General features: G+C 45.5%; 7 protein-coding genes. 2 read left to right on the forward strand and 5 right to left on the reverse strand.

Annotated features, from left to right (window positions below; genetic code table 11):
• Positions 1-572: 572 nt before the first annotated feature.
• Positions 573-3,170 (reverse strand): bifunctional aconitate hydratase 2/2-methylisocitrate dehydratase, encoded by a 2,598-nt coding sequence (acnB, locus tag NE536_RS11735; protein WP_261272791.1) that lies wholly within the window; start codon positions 3,168-3,170, stop codon positions 573-575.
• A gap of 434 nt (positions 3,171-3,604) precedes the next feature.
• Between acnB and hxpB the strand changes: the two genes are divergently transcribed.
• Both hxpB and NE536_RS11745 read left to right on the forward strand, forming a co-directional pair.
• Positions 3,605-4,264 (forward strand): hexitol phosphatase HxpB, encoded by a 660-nt coding sequence (gene hxpB, locus NE536_RS11740; protein ID WP_261272792.1) that lies wholly within the window; start codon positions 3,605-3,607, stop codon positions 4,262-4,264.
• Positions 4,265-4,359: 95 nt separating this feature from the next.
• The gene (locus tag NE536_RS11745; protein ID WP_028759308.1) at positions 4,360-4,701 is read left to right on the forward strand and encodes a DUF2845 domain-containing protein; all 342 of its coding nucleotides are present in this window, start codon (positions 4,360-4,362) and stop codon (positions 4,699-4,701) included.
• Between the two features lie 80 nt (positions 4,702-4,781).
• Here the strand turns inward: NE536_RS11745 and NE536_RS11750 are convergent, their stop codons facing one another.
• The 4 genes from NE536_RS11750 to lpdA all read right to left on the reverse strand — a co-directional run bounded on the left by NE536_RS11750 (position 4,782) and on the right by lpdA (position 15,609).
• Positions 4,782-6,824: a M13 family metallopeptidase gene (locus NE536_RS11750; RefSeq protein ID WP_261272793.1), complete on the reverse strand. Its 2,043-nt coding sequence runs from the start codon at positions 6,822-6,824 to the stop codon at positions 4,782-4,784.
• A 231-nt stretch (positions 6,825-7,055) separates the two neighbouring features.
• Positions 7,056-9,272 (reverse strand): patatin-like phospholipase family protein, encoded by a 2,217-nt coding sequence (locus tag NE536_RS11755; protein WP_259515983.1) that lies wholly within the window; start codon positions 9,270-9,272, stop codon positions 7,056-7,058.
• 297 nt (positions 9,273-9,569) lie between these two features.
• Positions 9,570-14,042 carry an EAL domain-containing protein gene (locus tag NE536_RS11760; RefSeq protein WP_261272794.1) on the reverse strand — a complete coding sequence of 1,491 codons (4,473 nt, stop codon included), beginning with the start codon at positions 14,040-14,042 and terminating at the stop codon, positions 9,570-9,572.
• A gap of 139 nt (positions 14,043-14,181) precedes the next feature.
• Complete coding sequence (gene lpdA, locus NE536_RS11765; protein ID WP_006084361.1) at positions 14,182-15,609, reverse strand: dihydrolipoyl dehydrogenase; 1,428 nt, start codon at positions 15,607-15,609, stop codon at positions 14,182-14,184.
• Positions 15,610-15,704: the final 95 nt, after the last annotated feature.

The following is a 15,704-nucleotide window of genomic DNA, read 5'->3' on the forward strand; positions in this document are numbered from 1 at the left end:
TTTGCAAACTTTCTCAACGTTCATCAATCAGTAAACTCATCGATGAACTGCCACATCAGGCTGCTTAACGCTGTCTGCCGTGTCAGTGGATGCGCATTATAGGGAGCAGGAGATTTTGTGCAACCCCTATTTTAAGGAAATTTGCAGTTAATTCTAAATATCTAATCTAACCACACCATACCCACCACTTACCCCCAAAGTTATCCACATTTTAGTCAAAACAATGCCTTTACTCTGCATTTTTCATAGCAAAAGCCCATGGAATGATCTGTTGGTAAATATGAAAATAGAAGGTTCAGTCTTTCAAAAACTAGATTCAGTGAGGTGAAGCCGGACACTGATTGGGATAGCGCCTTTAGTGAACAACCTAAAGACAGATGCACTTGGCTATTTATGCTTATTTATTAATGCTTCGTTATTTATGGAATCCTAGCCTGTTATATGGAAGAGACGAAGCATCACTATTTAGATGAGCTATTTGTACATATATGCGTATGCGCAGAGAGAAATTTACCCACAAAAAAGCCAGCTTACGCTGGCTTTTGACATCAAGTTAGCTTAACGGTAATCGATTATACGGCTGACTGGAAGATCACTTCAGATGCTTTCTTAGTGTAAGACTCGATTTGATCGAAGTTCAAGTAACGGTAAGTGTCAGCCGCAGTAGCGTCTAACTCTTTAGCGTATTCTTGATACTCTTCTGGAGACGGTAGACGACCCAACAGTGCAGCAACCGCAGCCAGTTCAGCAGAGGCTAAGTAAACGTTAGCGCCTGTACCTAAACGGTTAGGGAAGTTACGAGTAGAAGTCGATACTACAGTCGAACCTTCAGCAACACGTGCTTGGTTACCCATACAAAGTGAGCAACCTGGGATCTCGATGCGGGCACCTACACGACCGAAAATCGCGTAGTAGCCTTCTTCAGTCAACTGATCTCTATCCATCTTAGTCGGTGGTGCAATCCACAGACGGGTAGGCAGAGTTTTAGCGAACTTGTCCAGCATTTTACCGGTTGCACGGAAGTGACCTATGTTGGTCATACAAGAACCAACGAACACTTCGTCAATCTTAGTTTGTGCAACAGATGACAACAGTACTGCATCATCAGGATCATTCGGCGCACACAGGATTGGCTCTTTGATGTCGTTCAAATCGATTTCGATTACCGCAGCGTACTCAGCATCTTTATCGGCGCTCATCAGTTCAGGATTCGCTAACCATTCTTCCATACCTTTGATACGACGTTCAATGGTACGACGATCGCCGTAACCTTCAGCGATCATCCACTTCAGCATGATGATGTTTGAGTTCAGGTATTCGATGATAGGTTCTTTGTCTAACTTGATAGTACAACCGGCCGCTGAGCGCTCAGCTGATGCATCAGACAGTTCGAAAGCTTGTTCAACTTTCAAGGTTTCAAGACCTTCGATTTCCAGTACGCGACCAGAGAAGATGTTAACTTTACCTTTCTTCTCAACAGTCAACAAACCCAGCTCGATAGCTTTTAATGGAATAGCATGGACCAGATCACGCAGTGTGATGCCGGGTTGCATTTTGCCTTTAAAGCGCACTAATACTGATTCAGGCATATCGAGTGGCATAACGCCCGTCGCCGCAGCAAACGCCACTAAGCCAGAACCTGCTGGGAATGAAATACCAATTGGGAAACGCGTATGTGAGTCACCACCGGTACCAACAGTATCAGGCAGCAGCATACGGTTTAACCATGAATGGATAACACCGTCACCTGGACGCAGTGATACACCGCCGCGATTCATAATGAAATCTGGCAGAGTATGATGTGTGTTCACATCCACTGGCTTTGGATAAGCCGCAGTGTGACAGAATGACTGCATAGTCAAATCGGCACTGAAACCTAAACAGGCTAAATCTTTCAGCTCGTCACGGGTCATAGGACCTGTGGTGTCTTGTGAACCGACAGACGTCATCTTAGGTTCGCAGTATTGGCCAGGACGCACGCCAGCTACGCCGCATGCTTTACCGACCATCTTCTGCGCTAGCGTGTAACCTTTACCCGTATCAGCTACGTCTTGTGAACGTACGAATACGTCAGATACACCTAAGCCTAGTACTTCACGGGCTTTGTCAGTTAAACCACGACCGATGATCAGTGGAATACGACCACCAGCACGCACTTCGTCTAACAGCACGTCAGTTTTTAAGCTGAATTCTGAAATTACTTCGTCGCTATCGTGACGCTTAACCACACCGGCGTATGGGTAGATGTCAATCACATCGCCCATTTCCATCTTGTTTACATCAAGCTCGATTGGCAGTGCGCCCGCATCTTCCATAGTGTTGAAGAAAATCGGTGCAATTTTACCGCCAAGGCAGAAACCGCCAGCGCGCTTGTTAGGTACGAATGGAATATCATCGCCCATAAACCACAGTACTGAGTTAGTCGCAGATTTACGTGATGAACCCGTACCCACAACGTCACCCACATATACTAATGGATGACCTTGTGCTTTTAATGCTTCAATTTTTTTCACTGGGCCAACGGCACCAGCAACATCAGGCTCGATACCATCACGGGCGTTTTTCAGCATAGCTAACGCGTGCAATGGGATATCAGGACGTGACCATGCATCTGGTGCAGGTGACAAGTCATCGGTGTTGGTTTCACCAGAGACTTTAAATACTGTCAGAGTGACTTTGTCGGCCAGTTTGGGACGGCTTAAATACCAATCTGCATTTGCCCATGCTTCAACTACTTGCTTAGCAAACTCATTGCCCGCTTCCATCTTCTCAACCACATCGTGGAAAGAATCAAACATCAGCAAAGTGTGAGATAAGGCTTTAACAGCTAAAGGTGCTAACGCTGGGTTATCCAGCTGCGCGATCAGAGGTTCGATGTTGTAGCCGCCTTGCATTGTGCCTAACAACTCAGTAGCACGCTCAGCAGATAGAATCGGTGATTTTTCAGTGCCTTTGGCAACAGCATCTAAGAAAGCAGCTTTAACATAAGCGGCTTCATCAACACCTGGGGGAATTCGATTTTCAAGCAGGTCGAGAACGAAAGCCTCTTCACCTGCGGGTGGATTTTGAACTAACTTAACCAGTTCAGCCACTTGATGTGCATCTAATGGCTTAGGGACTACGCCCTCTGCAGCACGTTCTGCGACGTGTTTACGATATGCTTCTAGCACGGCAACATTCCTCTTTGTTTGGCGCTCTAACAACGAAACTGCACGTCTTCTTAATTGAAGCTGACAGTCCGACATGATCGACCCGTATTTCCGGCCTGCAGTATACTACAGCTTTGCAAAAGTATGAATCAGGTCACACTCGGCAAAAAGCGAAATAAGGACTAAATCCGGCGGCGAATGCCAACTTACGGGAAGATTAAAACAAGTGAAATTAGACAATAGTTTGAAAACAGACAAAAAACCATACACTACAAATAGTTAACAATTTTTCATTAATTTTAAATCGAACAAGCAATTTTCCGCGCCCCAGAGCAAATAGGTATAAATTTTTCTCATCTTGCTGCATTTTGGCTTTTAAGATGCAGTGCGAAAACTTACACTCAGGCTTAATTTACTGCATATCTCAGTTATTTCCTTAGTTCATCGGAGTACCAATGACATCCCTTAGCATTCAAGCCGTTATTTTTGATATGGATGGCGTTTTAATCGATTCAGAACCCCTATGGCAAAGGGTCGAGTATGAAGTGTTATCCGCACTTGGCGTGCCAGTAACGATAGAGACGATTCAACAAACCACAGGTTTACGTATCGATCAGTGCGTCGATTATTGGTACCACAAAGCTCCTTGGCCTCACTACGATAATGCCAAGGTCAGCCAAGCGATTGTTGATAAAGTTGCAAATGAAATTCTGGTTAGCGGCGAAGCTATGCCGGGCGTCCACGAAGCGATTGATCACTGCCAAGCGCTTGGCCTTAAAATCGGCTTAGCGACCTCGTCGTTCTACACTATTATTGAGGCAGTTCTTTCTAAACTAGGACTCAGTGATAAATTTATGGCAGTACAATCGGCCGAGGGACTCACCTATGGCAAACCCCATCCAGAAGTTTATTTGAATTGCGCTAAGGCGTTAGATGTTGATCCCCGTTGTTGTCTTGCCATCGAAGATTCCTTTAACGGCTTAATTGCCGCCAGAGCAGCCAACATGCAAACGGTCGCGATCCCTGCGCCAGAACAAAGAGGCGATGCTAAGTGGATTATCGCCCATCATCAGGCCGAGAGTTTGTTGGCATTAACAACAATTTTGGCAAAATAACGTCACAACACACCGAGTTTCTGCAGGGCGAATAAGCTTAGTCTTTGCCCTACGGATAAATAGCACAATGGTGTATGCACCAGAAGGAATTCAATGTGAAGTACCTGTCCTTAATACTGCCCATGGGCTTAATACTCATGTCCACCTGTTTACCCGCTAGCGCAGGTGAGACCATGCACTGTAAACAACAAGTGATCAATACGGGCGATACTTTAACGACTGTGCAGGATAAATGCGGCTCGCCCAGTGATATTCGAGAATACAGTCTGCCCGCGACTTATCTCAACGCTAACGGAGACAGGGTGATCGATCCCAGCAAGTTGCCAACTGAGTATCAAGAATGGACCTATGACTTTGGACCAACACGCTTAATGCGTCGCCTGTATGCCACTGATAATAAAGTCACAAAAATTGAATCCTTAGGTTATGGACATTAATCGGCAGCATCCTAGATTATGGTCATCAATAAAAAAGCCAGACATTGTCTGGCTTTTCTTATTTCAATCTACTGAATGTATTACCAAATTTTCACACGCTCATCTGGTGTTAAATACATTTTATCGCCTTCTTTCATCTCGAAGGCCTTATAAAAGGCTTCCACGTTACGTGGTGTACCCATGGCACGATAATGGCTCGGTGAATGCGGATCTGTCAGCAAACGACGGCTCAGCTCTTCATCACGGTAATTACGGCGCCATACTTGCGACCAACCCACAAAGAAGCGTTGCTCGCCCGTTAAACCATCAAGCACAGGTGCAGGTTTGCCGTTAAGGCTCATCAAATACGAACGTGCCGCTACGGTTAAACCGCCTAAGTCGCCGATGTTTTCCCCTAAGGTCAAATCACCGTTAACAAACTTGCCGGGCAGTGCTTCATAACCTGAGTATTGCGCTGACAGTTGCTTACCGCGTTTTTGGAATTCTTCGCGGTCTTTATCTGACCACCAATCACGCAGGTTACCGTCGCCATCGTACTTAGCGCCTTGGTCATCGAAACCATGGCTGATTTCATGGCCGATCACAGCTCCGATACCACCGTAGTTCACCGCATCATCGGCATCCATATTGAAGAATGGCGGCTGCAGAATCGCAGCTGGGAATACGATTTCATTTTTCACTGGGCTGTAATAAGCGTTCACCGTTTGTGGCGTCATGCCCCATTCGGTACGATCGATTGGCTTGCCAAGCTTGTTGATCATATCTTGATATTCAAACTGAGCGTAACGCATGTAGTTACCGACTAACTCGTCAGCCTTGATATCTAAACCTGAGTAATCTTTCCACTTATCTGGATAACCGATTTTATAGGTAAACTTAGCCAGTTTTTCTTGGGCGGCGACTTTGGTTTCTGGCGTCATCCACTCAAGTTCATTGATGCTAACCTCAAAACCTTTGATCAAGTTTTTGATCATAGTTTCCATACGCGCTTTAGCTTCTGGCTTGAAGTATTGCTTAACATACTCTTCGCCCACTAACTCACCAATCACTTGGTCGGCACCATCAACGGCTTTTTTCCAGCGTGGTTGTTGCTCTTCGATACCCATTAAGGTTTTGCTCTTAAAGGCGAAGTTCAAATCAACAAAGTTTTTGCTCAGTAACTCGGCGTAGCTATCTACTAAGTGGAACGCGAGATAATCCTGCCAAGCCGATACAGGGAAGGTCTCGAAACCTGCACCGAGTTTTTCGAAGTAAGAGGGTTGGCGCACTATGATGTCAGTCACTTTATCGCCTAAGCCCGCACTCGCAGCAAAGGCATTAAAATCGAATTGACTGGTTAACTTTTGCAGTTCAGCACGATCTAACTTGTTGTATGCCTTGTTGGCATCGCGGGATTCGACTCGACTCCACTGACTCTTGGCGATCATCATTTCGATGTCGGCAACGTTTTTAGCCGCGCGTTTAGCATCCTTGTAACCCGCTTCGGTCAGTATGTCTGTCACATATTTGGCCATGGCTTGGCGATTAGCGGCAAACTTAGGGTCATCTTTAAGATAATAATCGCGGTCCGGCAGCGTAAGGCCCGACTGGCTTAGATACACGGCGTACTGAGTTGAGTTTTTGGCGTCATTATTGACGTAAAAACCAAAGGGAATACCAGAGCCAGTCGTCAGCAATTTACCCATAACGGCTGGTAAATCAGCGTGTGTTTTGGCGGCAGCAATATCAGCCAGCAAAGGGTTTAATGGTGTAACACCTAAGGTTTCAAGCAAATCGGTATTCATAAAACTGGCGTTGAAATCACCAATTTTTTGCTCATTCGAGCCTGCCGCTGGATTCTTTTTAGCGGCCGCTTCGTCGATGATCTTTTTCAATGCATCTTGGCTTTGATCGTACAGCACAGAAAATGCGCCGTAGTTAGACTTGTCGGCAGGAATAGGCGTATTCGCCAACCATTTACCGTTAACGCTGTAATAGAAATCGTCTTGATGGCGAACTGAGGCATCAAAGTTTTGCAATTCAATGCCAGAAACCGCAGCGACTTCAGTTTTAGGCTCAGTACTACAAGCGGCTAAACCTAAACTCAGGGCGATACCCAGTGCCAGTGTGCTTATCTTCTTCATTGTTTTCCCCAGCTTCCTTAAGAGTTATTATTTTTCCCGCAAAACCTTAGCATCTTGGCACGCCCCACAGTAGCAAGATTTTGTAAAAGGATATGACACTTTAGCGACGCGCGAACCGATTCAGGCACTATGCCATCAAGACCGTTTAGGATTTTTATCGCACAAAAAATAAGGGCACGACCTCAGTCATGCCCTTAAGCTCTTAACATCAATCTCAAACTAGAACTCAAACTAGAAGTTTTTACCCACAAATAAATAGAAGGACTTATCGCCAAGATCTGTGATCCCAAAGCCGATTGCCGCAGGTCCCATGGAAGTATCAGTACCAATGTAGAGACTCGATGCATAAATCAGATCAGTGAGAGTGACTTCAGAGCGCTCATCCCAGACATTCCCCGCTTCCAAACTCCAACCTAGATACAAAGGATAATCTGTCATTCCGAGCGCATCACGCCCGAGATCATATTGATAAACAAAGGCGCCAAAGACTTTATGCGCGCCTGTCAGTGAGTCTTTATGGTAGCCAGATAGATTTAAAAATCCACCCAGCTCAGATAGATGCAGCGTATTCATCCCATCATTATCGTTGGTTGAAATCGATGCCTTACCCACAAAAGCATGATTGCCGACACTCAAGGCGCCCTTCCAGTCGGCCTCTATCTGCACACTGTATTGGTTTTGGTTATCGTCGATAATGTCATCGAAATCTTCATTGCGCACATAGACGTTTAAGGTCACGCGATTACCCGATGTCGGGAAACTAATACTGTCTAAGCTGTCGTAGCCGAATCTAAAGTAAGCTCCATAGGAGCTAAAATCTAAGTCCCGTAACAGCCAGGCATCATTAATTATCGCGCCCTTCTCCGCCACTAAACCCAGTTCAATCGTGCCCTGTGATGTGTAGTTGTAGCCGATACCCAGTTCTATGGTGTGGGTTTTCTTGTCAAAGGTTAGCAGACGATTGTTATTATCGTATAAGTCCCAATTACGGGTATCGTATTGATAACGGGCGCGGCTAAAGAATTGTTGGTCTCTGTCTAATGGCTGATAGAACTCAGTCGCAAACAACTTTTCCATACCGAGTTTGATTTCATTGCGCCACTCGCCGCCATTGAAGGTCAAATCCGTCATGGTATAGGCCATGTCAAAACTGATGGCTGATTCAGAGTTAAAATCATCCTCCCAGTTAAAACCCAATTGGAAATAATTTGGCCCCCAAGACTTAGCTTTAGTGGTCACAGTCAGTACTCGGCCGTCTTCACCCTCGACAAACTCAGCATCGACACGCTCAAACTTATTGAGGGAGTAAATACGCTTTAACGCCTCATTCAGCTCGTCCTTAGACACAGCTTGCCCAGGTTTAATGTTCAAGGTTTCCGTTAAGAGATTCAGACTCACCTTAGATTGGTTATCGAAGACAATTTCATTAACAGAATGACGCACATCCGCCATTAACAACTTACCTTTGGCTTTTTTGGCCTCGACGTAGGCGGCATATTCCTCAGGGCTCACGCTCATGCTGCTCAGCTTATCAAGCTGTCCATTAGCGGCTTCTTTGCCGAGGGTTAATGCCAAGGGCATGATAGTGAAATCTGTAGTGCTCAAGGCGTCGATCGCGGGACGGATCAACACGTCTTTATCAGTCAGCAGCAGTTTTTGTTTTTCGGTGCTGGCATTGGTTAAAAAGTTGGAGAGCTGATCGAGCACGGCAATAGTGCTGTCTAATTTATCTTTTTTGACCAGAGGTGAACCAATATCGACGGCAATAATAATATCGGCGCCCATGGCCTTAACGACATCGACGGGCATATTGTTGGCAATACCGCCATCGACCAATAACTTACCTTCAATTTGAGCGGGCTGCAGCGCACCGGGAACCGTCGCAGAGGCTTGCATGGCTTTGACCATGCTGCCGTGACTGATCACCACAGGTAAGCTAGTTTCTAAATCGGTCGCCACTGCACGGTAGGGAATGGCTAAATCATCGAAATTACCAAATTGCTGTACTAGATCGGTAGACTGACGTAGAAGCTGCGACATAGTCTGACCACGCAGCAACCCACTTGGCGCCCTTACTTGGCCTTCGTTATAACCAATGTTCAGCGGAATGTTGTATCGATCGCGTAACTGTTTATCCCTATAACTCAAAATATTGCGCGGGATAGTATCCGAGTAGCCACTGTCCCAATCAACGCCCATCATGATCGCTTCGACTTCGCTGGCGCTGTAACCCAAGGAGTACATGCCTGCGACATAGGCACCGATACTGGTGCCCGCGATGTAATCGACTGGGATGTTATGTTCTTCTAATATTTTGAGCACCCCCACATGGGCAGCGCCTTTAGCACCGCCGCCACTGAGTACGACACCAATTTTAAGGCGCTCTGCCGCCATCGACGGAGTCATGCACAAACACAAAATAATAGAAGCGAGTAGTTGACGCATCATGGTGAGGTTACTTTTTTATGGGATAAAAATCCGAGTTATATTACCAAACTTATCGATTTAACCGTCAGTCATATTTTATCTGGACCGACTAGTGATAAGACTGTGTACTATTTACACAAACAGATGCAGTTTAATTGAATAAATGACGAAACAAAATATCAATCATAGCTGAATATTTTGTCATTTAAATTTTAAGGACGCTGGTTTATATCTTGCTCGTATGGCCTATCGCCAATACAAATATCAAGGACGCATGATCAAACATAAACGAGCCGATAATAGGCTATATGATCTTACTTAATGCTCAATAGCAACGATTCTGTTATCTGTTTCTAAATAGCGTTCAAAATCAGCCACGCACATAGGCTTAGCAAAATAATACCCTTGAATAATATAACAGCCGCGGCTAAATACTTGCTCTAACTGCTCAACCGTCTCAATCCCTTCGGCAACCACATTTAATTTAAGGTTACGGGCTAATTCAATAATACTGCTCACAATCGCCTGATCGGCCTTATTGGTGGCGATATCAATCAAGAAGGAGCGATCGATTTTTAAGGTATTCACCTCAAAATGGCGTAAATAAGCCAGAGAAGAATAACCCGTCCCAAAGTCATCAATAGCAACTTCAATCCCCAAGGATTTCAATCGCGAGAGATGATCTTTAGCGACGTGCAGCTCTTTCATCAATACGCCTTCAGTGATTTCTAAGCCTAAAGACGCTGTCGGCATTTGGGTTTCATGCAGAATGCTTTGTATGTCTTCAATAAAATCTGGCTGTCTGAAATGCACCGCCGAAATATTAACCGACAACTTAAAGGTAGCGCCATAACGCTTTACCCAATATGCTCCCTGCACACAGGCTTGCCTTAACACCCAGCGGTCAATATCGACAATTAAACCGCAGGCCTCGGCGACTTTGATGAAAATATCGGGACGAATAAAACCATCCTGCGGATGTTTCCAGCGAATTAATGCTTCCATTCCTATGAGCTTATCGTTACGCAAAATATCAATTTGCGGCTGGTAATAAAGCTCGAACTCTTGCCGCTCTATGGCTTTACGTAAATCGGCCTCAAGCCGTAAATGATAGAGGGCTTGGGCATTACGCTCAGAGGTATAATATTGGAAATTCCCCCGCCCTTCTTCTTTGGCGTGATACATAGCAAGATCGGCATTCTTGATAAAGGCCTCGGGCTGCACCGCATCATCGGGCCAAATACTGATGCCAATGCTGGTCGAAATATAAAACTCACGGCCATATAACTTAAAAGGCGCCACGATTTGTTCCAGCAGCCGCTCGGCAATGTGGTTGATATCATCAATGCTGTTGGCATTTCTGAGTAAAATCACAAATTCATCGCCGCCAAAACGGCAGAGCATATGCTCGCTAGCAACACAGGACTGTAGTCGGCTTGAGGCTTCGACCAGTAAGGCATCGCCCATGCTATGACCATAGGAGTCATTAACATGCTTAAATCTATCGAGATCCAAGAACAATAGCGCCAATTTCTCGCCCGTTTGCTGCGCGGCCTGAATAGACTGTAATAGGCGACTAGAAAATAAGGAGCGGTTTGGCAATCCCGTAAGTACATCGTAATTGGCTAGGCGGCGTAAATCGGCTTCGGTTCGTTTACGTTCGGTAATATCCGAGAATACCACCACATAATGGGTCACTTTCCCATTGGCACTTTGCATCACAGATACGTTTAGCCATACAGGGCAAGGTTGCTGACTGGCGTTGATTAACTCACGCTCGCCCGTCCAAGACTGGCTATCACTGAGGAGTTGCTTGATTTCCGATGCCAAACCGTCATTCATCTGTACAAATTGGGTAAAAGATTGGCCAACTAAGTCAGCAGAATCGATGCCGATAATTTGCTGTGCCGCGTAATTCGCCACGCGAATACTGCCTTCGACATCTAAAATCAGTACACCTTCAGATGTGTTACCAAACGCTTTTGCCAGTAAATTCACTTCATCTTCTAACTGACGTTGCACGGTAATATCACTATAAATCCCTGCGACCCGCTCAATCTCATTGGAGTGCTTATTACGGGCAACGGGCCGCCCTCTTACCCTTAACCAGCCCCAATTACCGTCCTTGCGCTGATAGCGATATTCGGCTTCGAATCTATCTATCTCCCCCGATATCATACTATCCCACTGAGCGAGCGCTTTTTCCCTATCCTGTGGATGCACAGGCAACTCTGCTAAGCTCACAACAATCTCATTGGCATGGGTACCGAGAACTGCACCACGATTATCAAGATGAAATGCCTGAGTATTTTTATGCCATTCCCACAGATCTGAGTCACTACCACGCAAAGATTGCCTCAGCCTGTCATCACTCTCTGTTAATGCCAGATTCATCTGCTTAAAGGTATTGATCTGACGTTGCCGATACCAAGCAAGACTTAAGGCAATAATAGCAAATAACAGCAGTAAAATGCCTTTAAAACCTTGGGATAACCACCAATGCTGCTCAACATAAAAGGGATAGGTAAAAGGTTTATCGGACCATATGCCATTCACCTGACTCAAAATATCTAATACATAACCACCCGCAGCTAAACCTGCGAGGTTAATCTGCGCCTCCCCCTGAAGCAGCACATAACGACTCTCTTCATCTTGATGACGTAAGCGATATTTAAATTGGATGGGCGAATCATCGAGATAATCTAAGTTAGTGATTTGAAAACTAACCATATTGGCTTCGGGTTTGATGGTCATCAGGTTACGCGGCAACAAGGACACTTCTGTCGTGTTGTTATAGTAAACAGAGACAGATTCAAGCATCACATGGTCATCGGTAATGCGGTTAGCCAGCCTATCGACATCCAGTCGCATCACGCCCTCGGGCGTGCCTAAGTAAAAGCCTGTTTTAGGTGAGTAAAAATAGGCGCCTTCGTTCATCTCATCGGAAATTAAACCATCGAGTTGATTGAACATAGCAATCTCGCCCGTTTGGATATCCTGTCGCACCAAAGAATCCGAGCAGCCCACAAGATTAGACTTGGGCGTTTTTTGAATAAAAAACACTGAACTACAATTTAATTGCCACTCGGAGGTCAATGAAATTAACGATCCCGTTTGCTGATGGTATTCAAATAAACCTTTTTCATAGGAGCCAAACCAGATCACCCCAGGTGACATTTCTTCAATGTGACTGACCGTGGGTTGTGCTGCAAAAGCATTAAACAACTGCCGCTGATCATGAAACTCATTTTGGCCGTCGATGTACCCAAAGACTTTTTTACCGCCCACCCATAAACGACCGTCGGAGGTGCGATAAATCGTGCGGATAACGGGTCGCTTGGGGCCATCAAATTTGTCCGATGATTTATCAATATCAAAGGGCTGAGGTTCGTACAGTCCCATTTCCCAAAAATACAGCCCTGATGTGGTCGCAATCCAAATGCGTCCTTTCAGTTTAGGGTCGAGGTAGGTTTTATAAATGAGCTTATTTTTAAAGCCATCATTACCATGGGTCCACTTAGAAAAGCTGCTGCCTTGCAAAGTGTCTTTATCGACAACAAAGAGACCGCTAGTTGTCGATAATAGTAAATAATGCCCCTCAAACTCACTGATATCATAGATACTTTCATGGGGATTAAATCCCTCAATCGGCACGTTAAATGCCTTACTACTGCCTTTAGCAATAAAATCCAAATTGGAAGAACCTAGCCAAACGCCTTCATCACTGGCATGCACTGACCAAGTCATGGCATCACTCAATTGATAGGGTTCATCGCCAGTATAAGTGTCGAGGATAAAATCAGGCTGCGACGCCAATAACGCCAATCCATCGCCTGAACCTCCGACCCACATCAAACCCGCATCATCAAACAACATGGCTTTTAGCGTTTCCATGTCGGCCTCAACCTTCAACTCCTTTTGATAGTTTTCAATCTGGCGTGTTTCGGGCGACCATTTCAATAAACCGATACGACTGGAAAACCATAAATATCCTTTCGCATCTTCAACGATCGCTGTGCTCCAATCGGGCAATTCTGGCACGGGGATAATCTGCCTAGAAATTTGATCTAATTGATAAACGCCGCGGCCAGTCGCAATCCAGATCCTATGCTGAGAATCCTCTAACATATCGAGAATACTGCCCATAGATTCGGTCCAAGAGTATTGGAATACCCGCTCGCCATTTTGCTCTAGCAACTCTAATTGCAAGGTTCCCGCGACCAGCATTTGACTATTCGGCATGACCAGCAATTTACGCCAAGGGAGATCGCGGTTAACCGGCAACTGAGTAATAAGGCGCAGTTCGGACTTTGAAGGGGAGAATTCATATATCTGGCCATTATCAATTAACAATCGCCATGTTTTACTATTCTTTCGGGCTGCCGAGACCAGCGCACCGCCGGGAAACTGCGGGAATAAATAGGGAGAACCAAAGGCGGTAAATTGATTTTGGACAATATCGTAGAGGTAAATTGCGGCGTTGGTGCTAACCAATAACTTGTCACGTTCTATGTTTACTACTGAGGTTAAAAAGTCATCTGACAGTCGCGATTCGGTGCCGATTTTATCGATACGCCGCACCTTAGAATTACTAACTCGATACAAGCCCTGCTCAGTCGCGGCCCATACAAAACCGTAATCATCTAAGGCCAAGCCTCGGATACTGGTGACCGCTAAACCGTCCCTATCAGTAAAAACTCGCTGCACAAAACCGCCCGCCCAAGCCGAGTGGACGCAAGTCAATGAAAGGATGAAACATGTCAGAATTGTTCTAATTATTTTTGTTTGCATGTGACGGCTTACTTCATACCATAGTTGTACTGTAGCAGCTCAATCCTATCAATTCATCCGCTTGTTTACATAAAAGTTACAAAAAAATACAGGCAATAAAAAAGCGCTCAAATGAGCGCTTTTTTAATCGACAGCTAAATTACTTTTTCTTTGCCTTTGGGTTTGGCAAATCAGTAATAGAACCTTCGTACATTTCAGCCGCTAAGCCCACTGATTCGTGCAGTGTTGGGTGAGCGTGAATGGTTAATGCTAAATCTTCAGCATCACAACCCATTTCAATCGCTAAACCGATTTCGCCTAACAGCTCGCCACCGTTAACGCCAACAATCGCACCACCGATTACGCGATGAGTGTCTTTGTCGAAAATCAGCTTAGTCATGCCTTCGCTCGCATCAGATGCGATAGCGCGGCCACTTGCTGCCCATGGGAAAGTTGCGGTTTCGTAAGCAATACCTTGCTCTTTCGCTTCTTTCTCAGTTAAACCAACCCAAGCTACTTCTGGGTCAGTGTAAGCAATTGATGGGATCACTTTTGGATCGAAGTAGTGCTTCATGCCAGCGATAACTTCAGCCGCTACGTGGCCTTCGTGCACGCCTTTGTGAGCCAACATAGGTTGACCAACGATGTCACCAATTGCATAGATGTGCGGTACGTTAGTACGCAGTTGCTTATCAACCTTGATAAAGCCACGCTCATCAACGTTAACACCTGCTTTTTCAGCATCTAACGACTTACCATTAGGTGCACGGCCAATTGCTACCAATACGGCATCGTAACGGACTGCTTCAGTTGGTGCGCTCTTACCTTCCATAGAAACATAAATACCGTCTTCACGGGCTTCTACCGCTGTGACTTTAGTTTCAAGGATCAGGTTGAATTTCTTCTTGATTTGCTTAGTGAATACGCGAACAACGTCTTTATCAGCCGCTGGGATCACTTGGTCGAACATTTCAACCACGTCGATCTCGCTGCCTAAAGAAGCGTACACAGTACCCATTTCTAGGCCGATAATACCGCCGCCCATTACTAACAACTTGCCTGGAACTTCTTTCAGTTCTAATGCGTCAGTCGAATCCCAAATACGGGGATCTTCATGCGGAATGAATGGCAGTTTGATTGGGCGAGAACCCGCAGCAATGATCGCTTGCTCGAATTGAACCACTTTGACAGTGCCATCTTCAGCAGTCACTTCTAGCGTGTTAGGGCCAGTGAATTTACCAAAACCGTTAACCACGTTAACTTTACGCATTTTGGACATACCGCCCAATCCGCCAGTTAATTGGCCAATAACTTTTTCTTTAAAGCCACGTAACTTATCTAAATCGATAGTTGGCTCGCCGAAAACCACACCGTGAGCAGCAACGGCTTTGGCTTCTTCGATAACTTTAGCAACATGTAATAGGGCTTTAGATGGGATACAACCCACGTTAAGACACACGCCGCCTAAAGTGCTAAAACGTTCAACGATAATGGTTTCTAGACCTAAGTCCGCTGCACGGAAAGCCGCAGAATAACCTGCAGGACCTGCACCTAATACCACTACCTGAGTTTTGATTTCGTTACTCATGTTTTCCTCTAATTCTCATTCAATCCGTTGGAGGAGCTATCCTGCCAACCGAAAATGCGCCAGCGCGTAAGGTGGGCGCATTTTAACCTGTGTTT

The sequence above is a fragment of the Shewanella septentrionalis genome, from assembly GCF_025370265.1.
In the GTDB taxonomy this organism is placed as follows: domain Bacteria; phylum Pseudomonadota; class Gammaproteobacteria; order Enterobacterales; family Shewanellaceae; genus Shewanella; species Shewanella hafniensis.

Bases quoted from the DNA above. Each gene is read 5' to 3' on its own strand.
- NE536_RS11755 (WP_259515983.1), bottom strand. From the start codon at position 9,272: ATGATGCGTCAACTACTCGCTTCTATTATTTTGTGTTTGTGCATGACT.
- NE536_RS11760 (WP_261272794.1), bottom strand. From the start codon at position 14,042: ATGCAAACAAAAATAATTAGAACAATTCTGACATGTTTCATCCTTTCA.
- NE536_RS11750 (WP_261272793.1), bottom strand. From the start codon at position 6,824: ATGAAGAAGATAAGCACACTGGCACTGGGTATCGCCCTGAGTTTAGGT.
- hxpB (WP_261272792.1), top strand. From the start codon at position 3,605: ATGACATCCCTTAGCATTCAAGCCGTTATTTTTGATATGGATGGCGTT.
- lpdA (WP_006084361.1), bottom strand. From the start codon at position 15,609: ATGAGTAACGAAATCAAAACTCAGGTAGTGGTATTAGGTGCAGGTCCT.